The organism is Nocardia sp. FDAARGOS_372 (assembly GCF_002554515.1).
Lineage (GTDB): Bacteria > Actinomycetota > Actinomycetes > Mycobacteriales > Mycobacteriaceae > Nocardia > Nocardia farcinica.
This window is the reverse complement of sequence record NZ_PDDW01000001.1, coordinates 3,708,387-3,724,268: the sequence shown is the minus strand read 5'-3', so window position 1 is coordinate 3,724,268 and position 15,882 is coordinate 3,708,387. Positions and strand designations below refer to the sequence as shown.

Sequence of the window (15,882 nt, the reverse complement as noted above, 5' to 3'; positions counted from 1 at the left end):
AGGAATGACAGGCGGATCTGATGGCTAGGCAAGCGCGCGCGGAGATCACCCGCGATTCCGTCCTGGCGGGCGCTGCCGATGTCTTTCTGCGCTTGGGTTACGCGAACGCGAGCCTCAGCGAGATCATCGCGCAGTCCAATGTCACCAAGGGCGCCTTGTACTTTCACTTCGGCTCGAAGGAAGAACTGGCCCGCGCGGTCGTCGACCAGGGCAACGAGCGGCTGATCAGCTCCTGCCAGGGATTCTTCGATCCCCGGGTGCCCGCGCTGGAAGCCTGCATCGGCATCACCTACGTCGTGGCCGATCTGTCCATGAACGACCCGATGGTGGGCGCGATGCTCAAGCTCACCCACCAGATCGGCGACTACCGGGGCGCGCAGGGCGACAACATCTCCAAGACCTGGGGCGAGACCTACCGGCTGCTCGCCGAGCGGGCCATCGCCCAGGGCGACCTCGAGCCCGATCTCGACCCGGAGGTGGTCGGGCTGCTGCTGCACGAGGTGACCGCCGGTGTGCACATCGTCGCGGTCGGCACCGAATCGATCGACCAGATGGCCACCCGGATGGAACGGGCATGGCACTACCTGCTGCCCGCCCTGGTTCCGGCCGAGAAGCTGTCGTACTTCCGGGAATTCGCCGCGCGACGGTTGCGGCGCTACGTCCCCTGAGCCGCCGCGGACCCGCAGGCCGGGTAGGCGCGGAGACGCCGCGTGCGACGCGGACGGTGGGGGAGCGGGGTGGCAAGGGGGCCGGGGGCGGTGATTAGACTCGGTTGGCTGTCCATGCGCCCGCCCTGAGTTCAGGAGTCCTCGATGTCCTCCTCTCGTCCACCGCTCGCGGGACTGGCCGCGGTGGCCGGTGCCGATGCCGCGCTGCGGACCGTCGCCGACCTGGTCGGCACCACCACGGTCGACATGGTGGCGCCGGCGGCGGCCCGGTCGTTCGTGGCCGCGACGGTGGCCGGGAAGCGGCCGGTCGTGGTGGTGACGGCCACCGGGCGCGAGGCCGACGACCTGACCGTCGAGCTGACCGAGATCCTGGGCGATTCGGTGGCCCAGTTCCCGTCCTGGGAGACGCTGCCGCACGAGCGGCTCTCGCCGAGCGCCGACACCGTCGGCCGCAGGCTCGCGGTGCTGCGCAGGCTCGCGCACCCGGACGATCCGGTCTTCCCGGTGCCGCTGCGGGTGGTGGTGACCACCGTGCGGTCGCTGATGCAGCCGATGGCGGCGGGTCTGGGCGACATCGAACCGATCGTGCTGCGCGAGGGCGCCGAACTGGACTTCGACGACCTGCTGACCCGGCTGGTCGAGTTCGCCTACACCCGGGTCGACATGGTCGGCAAGCGCGGCGAGTTCGCGGTGCGCGGCGGCATCCTCGACCTGTTCCCGCCCACCGCCGACCACCCGGTACGTGTCGAGTTCTGGGGTGACGAGGTCACCCAGGTGCGCGCGTTCGCGGTGGCCGACCAGCGCTCGCTGCCCGAGATCGAGATCGACACCGTGGTCGCCACGCCCTGCCGGGAGCTGCTGCTCACCGCGCCGGTGCGCGAGCGCGCCGCCCAGGTCGCCGCGGCCAACGCCGCCGACGCGGCGCTGGTGGAGATGCTGGACAAGCTCGCCGAGGGCATCCCCGTGGAGGGCATGGAGGCGCTGCTGCCGGTACTGCAACCCGGCGAGCTGACCCTGCTCACCGAGCAGCTCGCGGCGGGCACGCACGTGCTGCTGTGCGATCCGGAGAAGATCCGCACCCGTGCCGCCGACCTGGTGCGCACCGGCGCGGAGTTCCTGGAGGCCTCCTGGACGGCCGCCTCCTTCGGCGCCGACGCGCCGCTGGGCGGCAACGGCCTGGACCTGGCCGCCTCCTCCTACCGCGCGCTGCCGCAGATCCGCGAGGACGCCGACCGGCACGGGCTGGCCTGGTGGACGCTGAGCCCGCTGGCCTCCGGTGACCCGGCCGAGGTGGTGCTGCCGCTGCAGCAGGCGCCGACCGCGCGCGGCTCCGACGAGCTGGTGGCGACCATCTTCGCGTCGCTGCGCGCGCACGTCACCACCGGCGGCCGCGCCGTGGTGGTGGTCGCCGGACACGGCACCGCGCAGCGCGTGCTCGAACGGCTGGCCGACGCGGAGGTACCGGCCACCGCGCTGACGGCGGGCGCCGAGCCGGCACCGGGCGTGGTCGGCGTGCTGTGCGGCACCCTGCACGACGGCGTGGTCTTTGCCGACGCCGCCCTGGTGGTGGTCGCCGAATCGGATCTGACCGGCAACCGCGTCACCGCGCCCGGGGAGGGCAAGCGGCTGCCCGCCAAGCGCCGCAACCAGGTCGATCCGCTGGCGCTGAGCGCCGGCGACATGGTGGTGCACGACCAGCACGGCATCGGCCGGTTCGTGGAGATGATCGAGCGCACCGTGGGTGGCGCGCGCCGGGAGTACCTGGTCATCGAGTACGCGCCGAGCAAGCGCGGCCAGCCGGGCGACCGGCTGTTCGTGCCGATGGAGTCGCTGGACCAGCTCTCCCGCTACGTCGGCGGCGAGATGCCGAGCCTGTCCAAACTGGGCGGGTCGGACTGGGCCAACACCAAACGCAAGGCGCGCAAGGCGGTTCGCGAGATCGCCGGTGAGCTGGTGCAGCTCTACGCCGCCCGCCAGGCCGCCCCCGGCCACGCCTTCGGCCCGGACACTCCGTGGCAGAAGGAGATGGAGGACGCCTTCGCCTTCACCGAGACCGTCGACCAGATGACCGCCATCGCCGAGGTCAAGGCGGACATGGAGAAGCCGGTGCCGATGGACCGCGTGGTGTGCGGCGACGTCGGCTACGGCAAGACCGAGATCGCGGTGCGCGCGGCGTTCAAGGCCGTCCAGGACGGCAAGCAGGTGGTCGTGCTGGTGCCGACCACGCTGCTGGCCCAGCAGCATCTGCAGACCTTCACCGAGCGGGTCGCCGGTTTCCCGGTCACGGTGAAGGGCCTGTCCCGCTTCACCGACCCGGCCGAATCGCGCGCGGTGCTCGAGGGCATGGCCGACGGCAGCGTCGACATCGTCGTCGGCACCCACCGCCTGCTGCAGACCGGTGTGCGCTGGAAGGACCTCGGCCTGGTCATCGTGGACGAGGAGCAGCGCTTCGGCGTCGAGCACAAGGAACACATCAAGGCGCTGCGCACCCACGTCGACGTGCTGACCATGTCGGCGACGCCGATCCCGCGCACCCTGGAGATGAGCCTGGCCGGTATCCGCGAGATGTCGACCATCCTCACCCCGCCCGAGGAACGTCACCCGGTGCTCACCTACGTCGGCGCCTACAACGACAAGCAGGTCACCGCCGCGATCCGCCGTGAGCTGCTGCGCGACGGCCAGGTGTTCTACGTGCACAACCGAGTGTCCTCGATCGACAAGGCGGCCAAGCGGATTCGCGATCTGGTGCCGGAGGCGCGGGTGGTGGTCGCCCACGGGCAGATGAACGAGGACACCCTCGAGCGCACCGTGCAGGGTTTCTGGCAGCGCGAATACGACGTGCTGGTCTGCACCACCATCATCGAGACCGGCCTGGACATCTCCAACGCCAACACCCTCATCGTGGAGCGCGCCGACACCCTCGGCCTGTCCCAGCTGCACCAGCTGCGCGGCCGGGTCGGCCGGTCGCGGGAACGCGGCTACGCCTACTTCCTCTACCCGCCGGAGAAGCCGCTCACCGAGACCGCCTACGACCGGCTGGCCACCATCGCGCAGAACTCCGATCTGGGCGCGGGCATGGCCGTGGCGATGAAGGACCTCGAGATCCGCGGCGCGGGCAACGTGCTCGGCGCCGAACAGTCCGGCCATGTCGCCGGTGTCGGGTTCGACCTCTACGTCCGGCTGGTCGGCGAGGCGGTGGAGGCCTACCGGGCCGCCGCCGACGGCAAGCCGATCACCACCGAGGAGGTCAAGGAGGTACGCATCGACCTGCCCGTCGACGCGCACATCCCGCCCGACTACGTCGCCAGCGACCGGCTGCGGCTGGAGGCCTACCGCAAACTGGCCGCCGCGCAGGACGATTCGGCGCTGGCGTCGGTGGTGGAGGAACTCGTCGACCGCTACGGGCCGCTGCCGGTGGAGGTCGGCAGGCTGGTGTCGGTGGCCAAGCTGCGGCTGCTGGCCCGCGAATACGGCATCACCGAGATCGCGGTCACCGGGACCACGCTGAAGATCTCCCCGCTGCTGAACCTGCCCGACTCCAAGCAGCTGCGCCTCAAGCGGCTCTACCCGAGCGCCGGCTACAAGGCGGCCAGCGGTGTGGTCCAGCTGCCGCTGCCGCGGGTGGAGGACAGCGTGGGCGCCGAGCGGGTGCGCGATGTGCAGCTGCTCCAGTTCGTCGCCGATCTGCTGCTGGCACTGGACGGCAAGGCGCAGGGCGCGGTGGACCTGACGGTGGCGACCGAGGCCACGGCGCACCGATGAGCACCGAACGCGCCGACGTCGACCTGGTGTCCGCGGGGCTCGCGGGCGCCGTCGAGGTGATGGACCGGCTGTGGAGCTTCGGCGGCTGGGAGGTCACCCAGACCCACGACTCGCTGCGCCCGTACCTGCTCGAGGAAACCTACGAACTGCTCGACGCCATCGGCCACGGCGACACCGAGACCATCAAGGAGGAACTGGGCGATCTGCTGTTGCAGGTGCTGTTCCACTCCCGGATCGCCGAGGCCGCGGGCGAATTCACCGTGCACGACGTCGCCGCCGCGCTGGTCGCCAAGCTGGTGAACCGCAGCCCGCACCTGGTCGGAGCCGCCATCGACCCCGGCGCGTCGCGGGAGGAGAAGATCGCCGCGCAGGAACGCGCCTGGCAGGAGCGCAAGTCCGCGGAGAAGACCCGCCGCTCCTGCCTCGACGGGATCGCGCCGGCGCAGCCCGCCCTCGCCCTCGCCGAGAAGGTCGTCGCGCGCAGCCGCGCCGCGGGGCTGCCCGACGACCTGGTGCCCGGCGAACTGCGCGTGGTCCACCTCGGTGGGCCGGAGAGCGCCGAGGAACGGTTGCGCAAGGACACGCTGGCCTTCGCCGCACGGATTCGCGCGGCCGAGGACGCCGCCGAAGCCGAGCGCGGGGCGCGGGCGCCGCTGGCCGAGGCGGACTGGCGGCGGTACTGGCCGAACTGAACCCGCGGTCAGCCCGGTAGCACCGAGTCCAGGTCGGCGGCCAGCGTCCGCGCGATGCCGGTGGCGACGGTGCTCAGCTCGGCAGTCGGGACCGGCTCCGGCGCCCCGCCCTCGCGAAGCGCCGCGTCGGTGCCCACCACCGACACGGTGACGACGGCATTGCTCACCCGGAACCCGATCTGCACGGCGCCGGTCTCCGCGAACGGCGGTGTCCCGGAATAGGACTCGTCGCCGACTTCGCGGCCGCGCACGCCCTCGGCACTGCCCGCCGCCACGTCGAGATACTTCGCCGCCCCGGCGACCGGGTCGTCACCGCGTTGGACGGCGAACACCACGCTCACGATCCGGCTCAGTGCCGCCCCCGGCGCGGGCGCGGCGACCGGCCGCTGCGGATAGGCGCCCCCGCAGGCCCGAGACGGACGGTCGGGGTCCGTCGCCGCCGCGGTCTGCGGCTGCTCGAAATCGCCCTCGGTGTACAGCGCGCCCGCGAACGCCCGGATCTCCGCGACCGCCGGTGCGAGCAACCGCGCACAGGACTGCGGCACCCCACCGAACCGCGCGGGCTCCCCGTTACCGCACCCCGCCACCACCGTGGCCGACGCCACGGCGGCGATCAACGCCGCCCCGATCCGCACCCGGGCGCTCATCCCTCGTCGAGCTTCCAGTCGGCGGGCGATTCGAAGTCCGTCGAGACCGAACTGGGCCAGTGATCCTGCCCGTCGGCGCCCAGCGGGAAGGCCGGCGGATGCATGATGATGTTCCGCAGCTCGTTCGAGGCGATCACCACCTTCGACTGCAGTTCGAGGAAACTGGTGATCGTCTGGGTTGCGTGGTCGACCGCGGCGGTGATCACACCGGCCAGGCGGTCTACACCCCAGAAGGCCTCGACGACGGAGGCGATCTCGGCGATGGCCACCGCCGCTTCGGCGATCAGCACCGTCCAACGATCCACGAAGCCCTTGTAGAAGGCCCGGCCTTCGGCGGCGAGGTTCAGCAGCTCGGTGTGGATCTTCTGCGCGATGTCCGACGTGGTGGTCATCGCGGTGCTCTGCGCCGTGCGCGAGGCCGAGAACCGCTTGTAGGCAGCTCCGTCCCAGTGGCCCTCCAGGCTGATCTCCGGCCTGTTCTGCTGGCCGTTCACCGCGCCCACCGCGTTGCCCACCGTCTGCCATTTGGCCGCGTATTCGATGAACAGGAACGGTGCCGCGATACCCTCGGCCGCTTCCTCGATCTTGTCGAACAGTTTCTTCAGGTTCTCCTGGATCCGGTCGCGCTCGTCGGTCTTCAGCCAATACATCTGCGGCCAGGCCCACTTGAGCTTGTCGAAGGCATCGTTGAGTTCGTCGGGCTTCTTGCGCCATTCGTCGGACTTGGCGTTGAAGTCTTCGACGATCTTGTCCAGGTCGGTCTTGGAAACGGGATCGCCCATCAGATCGTGAACTCCATGTCCCCGGTCAGCTCGGTGGTCGCCCGGCTCTGCCCGGCCTGTTGCTGCTCGTAGGTGTCGGCCACTTTCAGCAGTGCCGCCGCGACCTCATCGGCCTCAGTGCCACCCTCTCGCAGCCGGTCCTGCACGTATACCGCGGCGGCCGAATACGACTGCCAGGCGCCGAGGAACAACCCGAATTGGATCGCCGAGTACTTCAATTCGTCGATCGAGGTGGCGGCATTGCGTAGGCCGGTGGCGACCTCGGTGCTCCACGACCGCGAAGCACTGCGCAGCCGGTCCAGTTCGACTTTCAGATCAGCCATCAGATCTCGTTTCGCAGCAGATGGTGTTCGTGCCGGACGAGCCGTGCCATCAGCTGCTCGTCGGATTCCCGGTCCAGGTAGACGTCGTGGACGAAACGCGGCACGGCGGCCCGCACCTTGTCGCAGCAGTCCAGGATGTCCTGCGCGATGACGTTCGACTCCGTCCGCGCCGCCCAGGCGAAATCCATCGTGACCGATTGCAGGCGATGCGCGGTCGCCCTGACCGTCAGCGTCGGCTCGTCGTACTCGGTCAGGTCGGGACCGTGCATCGTGTAGGTGGCGACGCCGTAGATCCGGGCGTAGGTCGCGTTGTAGTCCTCGTAGGTGCGTTGTTGCAGCAGCAGCGGGGCGGCCTCGCGCAGGTCGGGTCGCACCTTCCGGGGACGGCTGTTCGTGGCGACAAGATGCGCCGCGTACTCGTACAGCGCGTACTCGTAAGCGTCCATGATCGAGCGCCCGTACTCGGGCGGCTCGAAGGCGTTCTTCCAGTTACGGCTCAGTTCGATGCGCGTGGGCAGGCGGTCGGCGCCGAGCTCGACGCGGACCAGAGCGGATTTGGGCGGCGGCGCGAAGGCGGCCGCGGGGCGGTCACCGGTGGTCATGTGGTTCTCCGTGGCGACGGTGCCGACGGTGCCGACGATGCGGCGGTGTCGGCGATGTGGCTGGATGGCATCGGTGATCCCCCTCGTGTGGCTGCGCGACGGCAGCGACCTGTCCGGGTCTCCCGTGCCCGGACGCCGCCACGCTACAACCGCCCCGGTCGCGTCGCAACGCCAGGTGGCGGGCGGGTGCGGGCCGGGCCGACCGGCGCCGACACCGAACCCTCACCCGCTCGCAAGCGTGTCGTCACCCGCGCGGGGGAACTCCGTCGATAGGGGTTCGATATTCTGGCGTCGAACTCCGAAGTCGATGGCGGTCGTTCTGCCGGGAGGGGTGTTCGGTCCGGTGCCGATCAGCAGAGTCGCGGAGTATCCGCGTCCGGATCATGTTCTGTTCCATTTCAGTGATACCCACCTCGTCGCCGGTGACGGGGATCTGTACGGCGACGTGGACGCCGAGCGGCGGCTGAGCCAGCTGCTCGAGCACGCCACCGCGAGCCGGATCAGGCCGACGGCGATCGTGTTCACCGGGGATCTCGCCGATCGCGGCGAGCCGGGCGCCTACGACAAGCTGCGCGCGCTGGTGGAGCCGTTCGCCGAGGATCTGGGCGCGCCGGTGGTGTGGGTGATGGGCAACCACGACGACCGCGGCACGCTGCGCAGGCACCTGCTCGACGAGCGCTCCTCCGGGCAGCCGTTCGACCGGGTGCACATGATCGACGGGCTGCGGCTGGTGGTGCTGGACACCTCGGTGCCCGGCCACCACTACGGCGAGATCAGCGACGAGCAGCTGGCGTGGTTGCGCGAGGTGCTCGCCGAGCCCGCGCCGTTCGGCAGCATCCTGGCCATGCACCACCCGCCGGTGCCGTGCGTGCTCGACCTGGCGGTGACCGTGGAGCTACGCGACCAGCGCAGGCTGGCCGACGTGCTCGACGGCACCGACGTGCGCGCCATCCTGGCCGGGCACGTGCACTTCTCCACCTACGCCACCTTCGCGGGCATCCCGGTGTCGGTGGCCTCCTCCAGCTGCTACACCCAGGATCTGGCCGTCGCCGAGGGCGGCATCCGCGGCCGCGACGGTGCGCAGGCGTTCAACTTCGTCCACGTCTACCCGGACACCGTGGTGCACTCGGTGGTGCCCATCGACGCGGGCCCGACGGTCGGTTCCCCGGCCACGCCGGACGAGGCCGCGGCGCGGCTGGCCGCGGAGGGCATCGTGATCCCGCCCGCGGCCCGTATCCCGCACGTCATGCGGCGCCGGCAGTCGACTCCGGAAGCGGACGACGAGACGGTGCGCTGACCCGTTCCCAGGGCGCCGGGTCCGGGAAGTAGCCGGCGAGGAACCGCGACACCTCGCGCACCCGCTCGGACTCGGAGATCTCCGGGAAGCTGCCGTCGTTGAGGCAGAAGAAATCGAGGTCGCGGTGTGCGGCGATGTCGTCGAGCACCGCGAGCCCCGCCCGGCTGGTGGTGTCGACGTAGGCCACCCGCGCGGCTTCCTGCGGCACCGCGCGGCCGGTGAGCAGCGCGTAGTAGTGGTAGAGCGAGTTGGTGACCGAGATGTCGGTGGCCGCGCGGAAGCGGCTGGTCCTGGTGCGGGCGAAGTCGGCGGCGAACTCCTCCTCCATCTCCCGCAGCACGCTGCGGCGCAGCGGCACCGGCGTGTGCTCGAGGTGGCGGGTGATGACGTGCCCGAACCGCTCGGCCAGCAGTGCCCGGTTCACCCGGGCGGCGTTCTCGTAGCCGCTGCGGCGCTCGTTGTTGCGGCCGGGGCCGATCCGCACGTCGGCCTCGATGAAGCGGCTGATGCCGGCCGGGGTGAAGAACATCGACGGCCGCACCGGGCGGGCGAAGAACATGTCGTCGTTGGAGTACAGGAAGTGCTCGCTGAGCCCCTCGATGTGCTGGAGCTGGCTCTCCACCGCGTGCGAGTTGAAGGTGGGCAGCCCGGAGGTGTCGCTGAAGTGGTCGATCGCGCGCACGATGGTGACCTTGGGGTGCTCGGCCAGCCAGGCGGGTGCGGGGGAGTCGGTGGCGATGAAGATCCGTCGGATCCACGGCGCGTTCTTGTGCACCGAGCGCAGCGCGTACTTCAGTTCGTCGATCTGGCGGATGCGGGCGTCGGCGTCGTCGCCCTCGCCGACCACGACCTGCGCCATCATCCCGGCCCGGCGGGCGCGGAACTCGGGGTCGGAGCCGTCCACCCAGGAGAAGACGATGTCGATGTCGAAGCCGACGTCGGTGGGCTGCGGGGCGAACATCTGCGCCAGCGTCGGCCAGCTGCGGTCGAACAGCCGGACCTCGGTGAACTCCACGTCGGCCAGGTCGAAGACGGTGCGGGTCAACGCGTTCGGGCGCGGGCATTCGACCGTGTCGCCGTGGTACTCCCACAGCTCCAGCTCCACGTGGTGGGCCGGGTCGCGGTCGCGGCCGAGCCGGACGACGTCGGGCTGCGGCTGCGTGCAGACGAAACCGGCCGCGGCCGCGGCCGAGGTGACCCGCCGGACCATCGCGCGATGGGCCGCGTCGGCGGCCAGCACCAGCCGGTGGTCGCGGTCGCGCACCAGCAGGAACGGCACCTCGGCCGCGGCGAGCTGCGCCCGCAGATAACCCAGGTCGGCGATCGTCGCCTCGGAGACGGCGAGGTTGCCCGCCACCTGCCCGGCGACCGCGTCCACGGTGCCGAAATCCATTCCACCCATGCCGGTATCCATGTCTGCCTCCACACGTTCGCTGTCCGAGAGAATTTGCCCGCACCTCGCTCTCACCGCACCGGGAGTCGGGCGACCGCCGCGGCGACGCCGATGCGTCACCGCGGTGCGGTCCGGCCCGGTGCGGTGCGGAGTCAGACGTGGGGAGCGGTGCCGTAGTGCCGGAACGTCGTGATCCGCCGAACTCGGGACGAGTGGTAAACCATTTCGTTCTCACCTCACTCACGCACCGGACGCGTCACGCGTCGTCAACAGGAGAGCGCGGTTCCGAGGTGGCGACCGAGCGCGACCGTGGAACAGCACGCAGGGCCGGACAGTCATCGGCCGGCGAAACGAAGAACGCCTGGTGAACAGGACGTTGCATAGGAATGATGCCCCCGTGGCGAGATTCCGTCAATCGGACCCTACCGGGGCGTAGCAGGGCGGCGCGGGCGGCCGGAGCGGGCGACGGGGACCACCGTTGCACCAGCGGGCATGTGCGCCAGCACCTTAGACTGGCAGGGGCGCGGCACAGCCCGCCGCGCACGAGATCCGCGAGGTGACGAAGTTGACAGCTGATCATCCCGAGCTCGACGTGCTACCGCAGTGGCCGCAGGAGACCATCGCCGTGCTCGTCACGACCGACCCTGCGCCCCATGCCATCCCGGTCTCGTGGCCGGTGCGCGCGGGCGATCGACGCATCCTGATCAGCCTGAAGTCCGACCGCGGTTCACTGGCACGGTTGCGGCAGCGCCCGGACGTGGCGCTGCTGATCCTGGGCGGCGGCGACGTGGCGCTGTGCGCGCGCGGCACCGCGAAGGTGATCGCCGAGGAGATGCCGGGGGCGCCGGACTACGTCGCCGTCCAGATCGATGTCGCGGTGATCGACGATCACCGCCAGTCCGCGTTCGCGGTCGCGCAGGGCATCCAGCGCACCGTGCTCGACGAGTCCGAGTTGAACGCGTTGAAGGGCCGCGTGGCGACGCTGCGCGACTGGGCCGAGCACCCGAACTGACCCGCACACAACGAGAGAGGCGGCGCCGCCGTGCGCCGAACGGAAGGGGATCATGAGCGTCACACTCGCCAAGGGCGGCAACGTCTCGCTGTCCAAGCAGGCGCCGAACCTGACGAAGGTCGCGGTCGGACTCGGCTGGGACGTCCGTACCACCACCGGTGCGGACTACGACCTCGACGCCAGCGCGCTGGCGTGCGGGCCGAACCTGAAGGTGCTGTCCGACCAGCACTTCGTCTTCTACAACAACCTGCGCTCGCCGGAGGGCACCATCGAGCACACCGGCGACAACCTCACCGGCGAGGGCGAGGGTGACGACGAGGTGGTCAACGTCGATCTGGCCGCCACGCCGCCGACGATCACCAACATCTTCTTCGCCGTGTCGATCCACGACGCCGACGCGCGCGGGCAGTCCTTCGGCCAGATCCGCAACGCCTTCATCCGGGTCGTCGATCAGCAGACCGGCGCCGAGCTGGCCCGCTACGACCTGACCGAGGACGCCTCCACCGAGACCGCGATGATCTTCGGCGAGCTGTACCGGCACGGCGGCGAGTGGAAGTTCCGCGCCATCGGCCAGGGCTACGCCTCGGGCCTGGCCGGCATCGCCCGCGACTACGGGGTCAACGTCTAGACCGCCGAGTCCGTGGGCACCGCGCTCAGGCGGTGCCCACGGTCTGCGGCAGCGGCCGCGGCCGCGGGAGGGCCAGGCCGTCGAGCAGGACGAAATACCGGCGCACCATGAGGATCGCCGTCGCGGCCAGGCCCGCGGTCAGCCCCCACCACACGCCCGGTGCGCCGAGGCCGACCGGCAGCGCCAGCACCAGCGCGGTGGGCAGACCGACGAGCCAATACCCGATCAGCGACAGCCGGAACCCGGCACCGGTCTCCTTCAGCCCGCGCAGCAGCCCGGTACCGATGTTCTGGGCGGCGTCGAAGAACTGCAGGACGATGCCGATCAGCAGCAGCACCCGGGCGATGTCGAGGGTCGCCGTGTCGGCCGGGTCCAAGAACGGGCGCAGCACCAGCTGCGGCGCCAGCACGTACAGCGCACCCGTCACCGCCGCCACCACACCCGCGTAGCGCAGCGCGAGCCACGCGACGTGGCGGGCGTGCGCGTGTTCGTCGCGGGCGACGGCGTGGCTGACCAGGATCGAGGCGCCGTGCGAGAGGCCGATCGCGACCTGGAACACGATGTAGATGATCTGGTAGACGACGTTGTGCGCGGCCAGCGCCGCGGGTCCGAGGCTGCCCATGACCAGCGCGAGTACCGAGAACATCCCGGCCTCGGAGCCGTAGGTCAACGCGATCGGCGTGCCGAGACGCAGCTCGGCGAGGACCGTGCGCCCGCGCACCGGCCACGGCCGGACCGACAGCATCGCCCCGAGCCGCTCGTCGTGGCGCACCATCGCCCAGAAGACACCGAAGGTGATCAGGAAGACCAGCGAGGTCGCCACGCCGACGCCGGTGAGCCCCAGTGCGGGCGCACCCGCCCAGCCGTGGATGAAGGCCAGCGCGAGCACCAGGTTCAGCGCGATCGATGCCAGCGTCACCAGCAGCAGGGCCTGCGGTCGCTGCATGCCGACGGTGTACTGCCGCAGCACCTGGAACCACAGGCACGGCAGCAGGCCGGGGGCGAGCGCGACCAGCAACGGGCGCGCCTCGGCGAGCACGCTCGCGTCCTGGCCCAGCCATTGCAGGGACCAGCCGAGCCCGATCAGCACCGCACCGCCGAGGAGTCCGGCCAGGGTGGCGACGAGGAAGCTGGCGCGCACGATCTCGCGCACCTCGCCCGCGGGCGAGTCACCTCGTTTGTCCGCGGCGCTCACCGCGGCCGCCACCTGGTTACCGGTGCCGGTGACCAGCCCCACGCACATCGTGCGGATCTGGTTGAACAGCACCAGTGCCAGTCCGCCCGCGGCGACCGCGCCGACCCCGAGGGTGCCCATGAGCGCGATGTTGGTGGTCGACACGGCGATCTGGGCCAGCTGGGTCAGCGCGATCGGCGTGGCCAGCGCGGCCAGCCTGCGCGTGTCCGGACCGAACGGAGTCATGGCTGCACCTCGGTGTGCGCAGGGCGATACGGCGGGGTGATCATCGCGCGTGGGCCAGGGCGGGGCGGCGGGCGGCGGGTGCGTACCGGCGCAGATGCTCGCGCACGCGGTCCTCGACGGCCGGGGCGAGCAGGTCACGCGCGCGCATCCAGTCGTCGTCGAAGACGGTGTCGAGGTACTTCTCCCCGCCGTCGCACACGATGGTGACCACCGTCGACCCGGGCGGGAACTGCTCGAGCCGCTCCAGGCCGACATACACCGAGCCGCCCGCGGAGCCGCCGAGCATGAGCCCGAGTTCGGCCGCGACGGCGCGCGCGGTGGCGAAGGCATCGGTGTCGGACACCTTCACGCCCTCGTCGAGCAGCGAGTAGTCGACGGCGGTGCCGATGGTGGCGCCGGGCGGCGTGCCGGTGCCGGACTGCCAGTACGGGCCGCCCGGGCCGCCGAAGGCGATCGAGCCCACCGGCTCCACCCCGATCACATGCGGCGGGCAGCCGAGCTGGCGCAGCCGGGTCGCGGTGCCGAAGAGCGAGCCGCCGGTGCCCACCGCCGACAGCAGGATGTCGACCCGCTCGACATCTTCCAGCAATTCTTCGGCGACCGGGTAGTAGCCGACCGCGTTGGCGTCGTTGTCGTGCTGCTCGGTGAAGTACCCCCCGCATTCGGCCGCCATCGCCTCGGCCAGGTCCTCCCGTGCCGAGGTCGCCAATCCGTCGTCACCCTCGTCGGCGACGTACACCAGTTCCGCACCCATCGCTGCCATCGCGCGCAGTTTGTCCTTACAGGCGTGGTGATCGACCACCGCGGTGAAGCGATACCCACGTTCGGCGGCAACCACCGCGAGGCCGAGCCCGGTATTGCCGGACGTGGACTCGATGATATGCCCGCCAACCTCCAGCAAACCGCGCCGCTCCGCGTCGAGCACCATTTCGCGCGCCATCCGGATCTTGGCGGCGCCGGTGGGGTTGAACTGCTCCAGCTTGAGCAGCAGGCGGGTGCCGGTGTCGGTGGTGGCGAGTTCGAACAGTGGCGTGCGGCCGATCAGATCCGTCACACGGGTGACGAGCATGGGTGGTCTCCTCGGGTACGGGGGCGGGCCGCGGCACGGCCGTCCGGCGCGCGTACCGGGGCCCGCGTGGTGGTGTGGATGGTGGGGTGACGGCGCGTCAGCGGGTGTCCAGGGCCCAGCGCAGTCGGCCGCCGTCGGTCTCGTGCAGTACGACCTTCGGCGGGATCGGTAGTTCGTGGAAGGCGGATTCGTTGGAATCCATCTGGTACCCGGCGGTATTCGGGTAGACGAGCAGGTCGCCGGGTTCGGCGGCGCGCGGCAGGGGGATGCGCCGCCAGCTGAGCATGTCCGACTCCAGGCAACTGGTGGCGCCCACGCAGGTGGGGGTGGGCGCACCGGGGCGGGTGGGCCACAGCAGCGGGTCGGGCAGGTATTCGCTGGCGAACCACTGCTCGGACAGGCTCAGGCTGGTGCCGTCGACGGTCAGCAGCCGGTACGGCCGCCCGTGCGCGTGGCGGGTCTTGGCGCCGCGCACGCCGAACACGGTGCAGCCCGCCCGGTCGAGCAGCGCGCGGCCCGGCTCGATCGCGAGCCGGATGCCGTTGCCGCGCAGCAACTCCGCGAGGCCACCGTGACGCAGGATCTCCGCGAGCATGGCGGCGCCGGGAACGGGGAAGTGGTAGGGGTAGTAGGAGTCGAAGCTCTTGCCCGCGTGGAACCAGGCGGGCCCGGCCGCCGCGGTGAACGCCGCCCACGCCTGCGCCGGGACGTAGTCGACACCGAAACCGCCGCCGATGGAGATGGTGTCGGCGGCGTGGCCCTCGGCGCGGGCGCGTACACACCGCTCGACCAGGACGGCCGCCAGCTCGGCGCGGGCGCTCGCCTCGTACCCGCCGAGGTGGAAGCTGAATCCGGCCAACCGGATCCGGGTGCCGGCGAGCAGGGTGAGCGCCCGGTCCAGTTCCTCGTCGGTCATGCCGAAGCGGCTGTCCGATGCCGGTGGTAGCACGCGCAGCAGCACCCGGGTGTCGAATCCGGCGGCGACCATCCGCTCGAGTTCGTCGACGGCGTCGACGGCGACCACCGCGCCGTGCCGGGTGGCCAGCCACAGCAACTCGTCGGATTTCGCCGGTCCGGTGACCATCAGCTCCGGGCCGCGCACGCCCTGGGCCAGCGCCGCGGTCAGCTCGCCGACGCTGGCCACGTCCACGCCCGCGCCCTGTTCCGCGCACGCCCGCGCGACGCAGACGGCCTTGTTCGCCTTCTTGCCGTAGTAGACGTATCCGTCGACCCCGGCCGTGGTGAAGGCGTCCTGGAACGCGGCGATGTTGGCCCGCACCCGCGCCGGGGCGAGCAGATGGAACGGCGTGCCGACGGCGAAGGCGATGTCGGCCAACAGGTCCGGGTCCGCCAGCACCCGCCGCTCCCAGTCGCCCAGGTGCGCGGGCATGGGCACGGCGGCGATCGAGGCGTCGTCGCCCGGCCGTTCCGGCCAGCCCGGGATCGGCAGGGGCACGGTCTCGTCGGGCAGCGCCGGTGCGGGCGCGACGTCCGCGGGCGCCTCGGCGCTCTCGTCGGCCGCCCGCGGGACGTATGCGGCCGGGTCGACCTCGAACAGCACCATCTCGCCCGCTCCGGGCAGGTCCA

The 15,882-nt window shown here is 71.0% G+C and carries 14 protein-coding genes; 6 read left to right on the top strand and 8 right to left on the bottom strand.

Features of this window, described 5'->3' with window-relative positions:
* The first annotated feature begins 20 nt into the window (after nt 1–20).
* The 3 genes from CRM89_RS17800 to CRM89_RS17790 all read left to right on the top strand — a co-directional run bounded on the left by CRM89_RS17800 (nt 21) and on the right by CRM89_RS17790 (nt 5,122).
* Nucleotides 21–668, top strand: a complete 648-nt coding sequence (locus CRM89_RS17800; protein WP_011211411.1) for a TetR/AcrR family transcriptional regulator — start codon at nt 21–23, stop codon at nt 666–668.
* A 144-nt stretch (nt 669–812) separates the two neighbouring features.
* Complete coding sequence (mfd, locus tag CRM89_RS17795) at nt 813–4,430, top strand: transcription-repair coupling factor (protein WP_060594419.1); 3,618 nt, start codon at nt 813–815, stop codon at nt 4,428–4,430.
* Nucleotides 4,427–5,122, top strand: coding sequence for a MazG family protein (locus tag CRM89_RS17790; protein ID WP_098085155.1), 696 nt, complete (start codon nt 4,427–4,429; stop codon nt 5,120–5,122). Before mfd ends, CRM89_RS17790 begins: the two co-directional genes overlap by 4 nt.
* An 8-nt stretch (nt 5,123–5,130) precedes the next feature.
* Here CRM89_RS17790 and CRM89_RS17785 read toward each other — a convergent pair whose 3' ends face one another.
* The 4 genes from CRM89_RS17785 to CRM89_RS17770 are packed head-to-tail and all read right to left on the bottom strand — an operon-like array spanning nt 5,131 to nt 7,476.
* Nucleotides 5,131–5,769 (bottom strand): hypothetical protein, encoded by a 639-nt coding sequence (locus CRM89_RS17785; protein WP_098085153.1) that lies wholly within the window; start codon nt 5,767–5,769, stop codon nt 5,131–5,133.
* A complete protein-coding gene (locus CRM89_RS17780; RefSeq protein ID WP_011211407.1) occupies nt 5,766–6,551 on the bottom strand; it encodes a hypothetical protein in 786 nt (261 codons plus the stop codon). Before CRM89_RS17780 ends, CRM89_RS17785 begins: the two co-directional genes overlap by 4 nt.
* Nucleotides 6,551–6,874, bottom strand: coding sequence for a hypothetical protein (locus tag CRM89_RS17775; protein ID WP_060594422.1), 324 nt, complete (start codon nt 6,872–6,874; stop codon nt 6,551–6,553). Before CRM89_RS17775 ends, CRM89_RS17780 begins: the two co-directional genes overlap by 1 nt.
* Nucleotides 6,874–7,476, bottom strand: coding sequence for a hypothetical protein (locus tag CRM89_RS17770; protein WP_060594423.1), 603 nt, complete (start codon nt 7,474–7,476; stop codon nt 6,874–6,876). Before CRM89_RS17770 ends, CRM89_RS17775 begins: the two co-directional genes overlap by 1 nt.
* 307 nt (nt 7,477–7,783) lie before the next feature.
* Between CRM89_RS17770 and CRM89_RS17765 the strand changes: the two genes are divergently transcribed.
* A complete protein-coding gene (locus tag CRM89_RS17765) occupies nt 7,784–8,773 on the top strand; it encodes a phosphodiesterase (RefSeq protein ID WP_050768166.1) in 990 nt (329 codons plus the stop codon).
* On the opposite strand, the gene CRM89_RS17760 is transcribed toward CRM89_RS17765, so the two are convergent.
* Complete coding sequence (locus CRM89_RS17760) at nt 8,721–10,187, bottom strand: stealth family protein (protein ID WP_371391996.1); 1,467 nt, start codon at nt 10,185–10,187, stop codon at nt 8,721–8,723. The genes CRM89_RS17765 and CRM89_RS17760 overlap by 53 nt on opposite strands.
* 535 nt (nt 10,188–10,722) lie before the next feature.
* On the opposite strand from CRM89_RS17760, the gene CRM89_RS17755 reads away from it, so the two are divergent.
* Both CRM89_RS17755 and CRM89_RS17750 read left to right on the top strand, forming a co-directional pair.
* Nucleotides 10,723–11,178 carry a hypothetical protein gene (locus CRM89_RS17755; protein ID WP_098085149.1) on the top strand — a complete coding sequence of 152 codons (456 nt, stop codon included), beginning with the start codon at nt 10,723–10,725 and terminating at the stop codon, nt 11,176–11,178.
* A 52-nt stretch (nt 11,179–11,230) separates the two neighbouring features.
* Complete coding sequence (locus CRM89_RS17750; protein WP_011211401.1) at nt 11,231–11,806, top strand: TerD family protein; 576 nt, start codon at nt 11,231–11,233, stop codon at nt 11,804–11,806.
* Nucleotides 11,807–11,831: 25 nt separating this feature from the next.
* Here the strand turns inward: CRM89_RS17750 and CRM89_RS17745 are convergent, their stop codons facing one another.
* The 3 genes from CRM89_RS17745 to CRM89_RS17735 all read right to left on the bottom strand — a co-directional run bounded on the left by CRM89_RS17745 (nt 11,832) and on the right by CRM89_RS17735 (nt 15,859).
* On the bottom strand, nt 11,832–13,226 hold the full coding sequence (locus CRM89_RS17745) for an MATE family efflux transporter (protein WP_098085146.1): 1,395 nt from the start codon (nt 13,224–13,226) through the stop codon (nt 11,832–11,834).
* Nucleotides 13,227–13,266: 40 nt separating this feature from the next.
* Complete coding sequence (locus tag CRM89_RS17740; protein ID WP_011211399.1) at nt 13,267–14,295, bottom strand: PLP-dependent cysteine synthase family protein; 1,029 nt, start codon at nt 14,293–14,295, stop codon at nt 13,267–13,269.
* Nucleotides 14,296–14,392: 97 nt separating this feature from the next.
* The gene (locus tag CRM89_RS17735) at nt 14,393–15,859 is read right to left on the bottom strand and encodes an alanine racemase (protein ID WP_098087031.1); all 1,467 of its coding nucleotides are present in this window, start codon (nt 15,857–15,859) and stop codon (nt 14,393–14,395) included.
* Nucleotides 15,860–15,882: the final 23 nt, after the last annotated feature.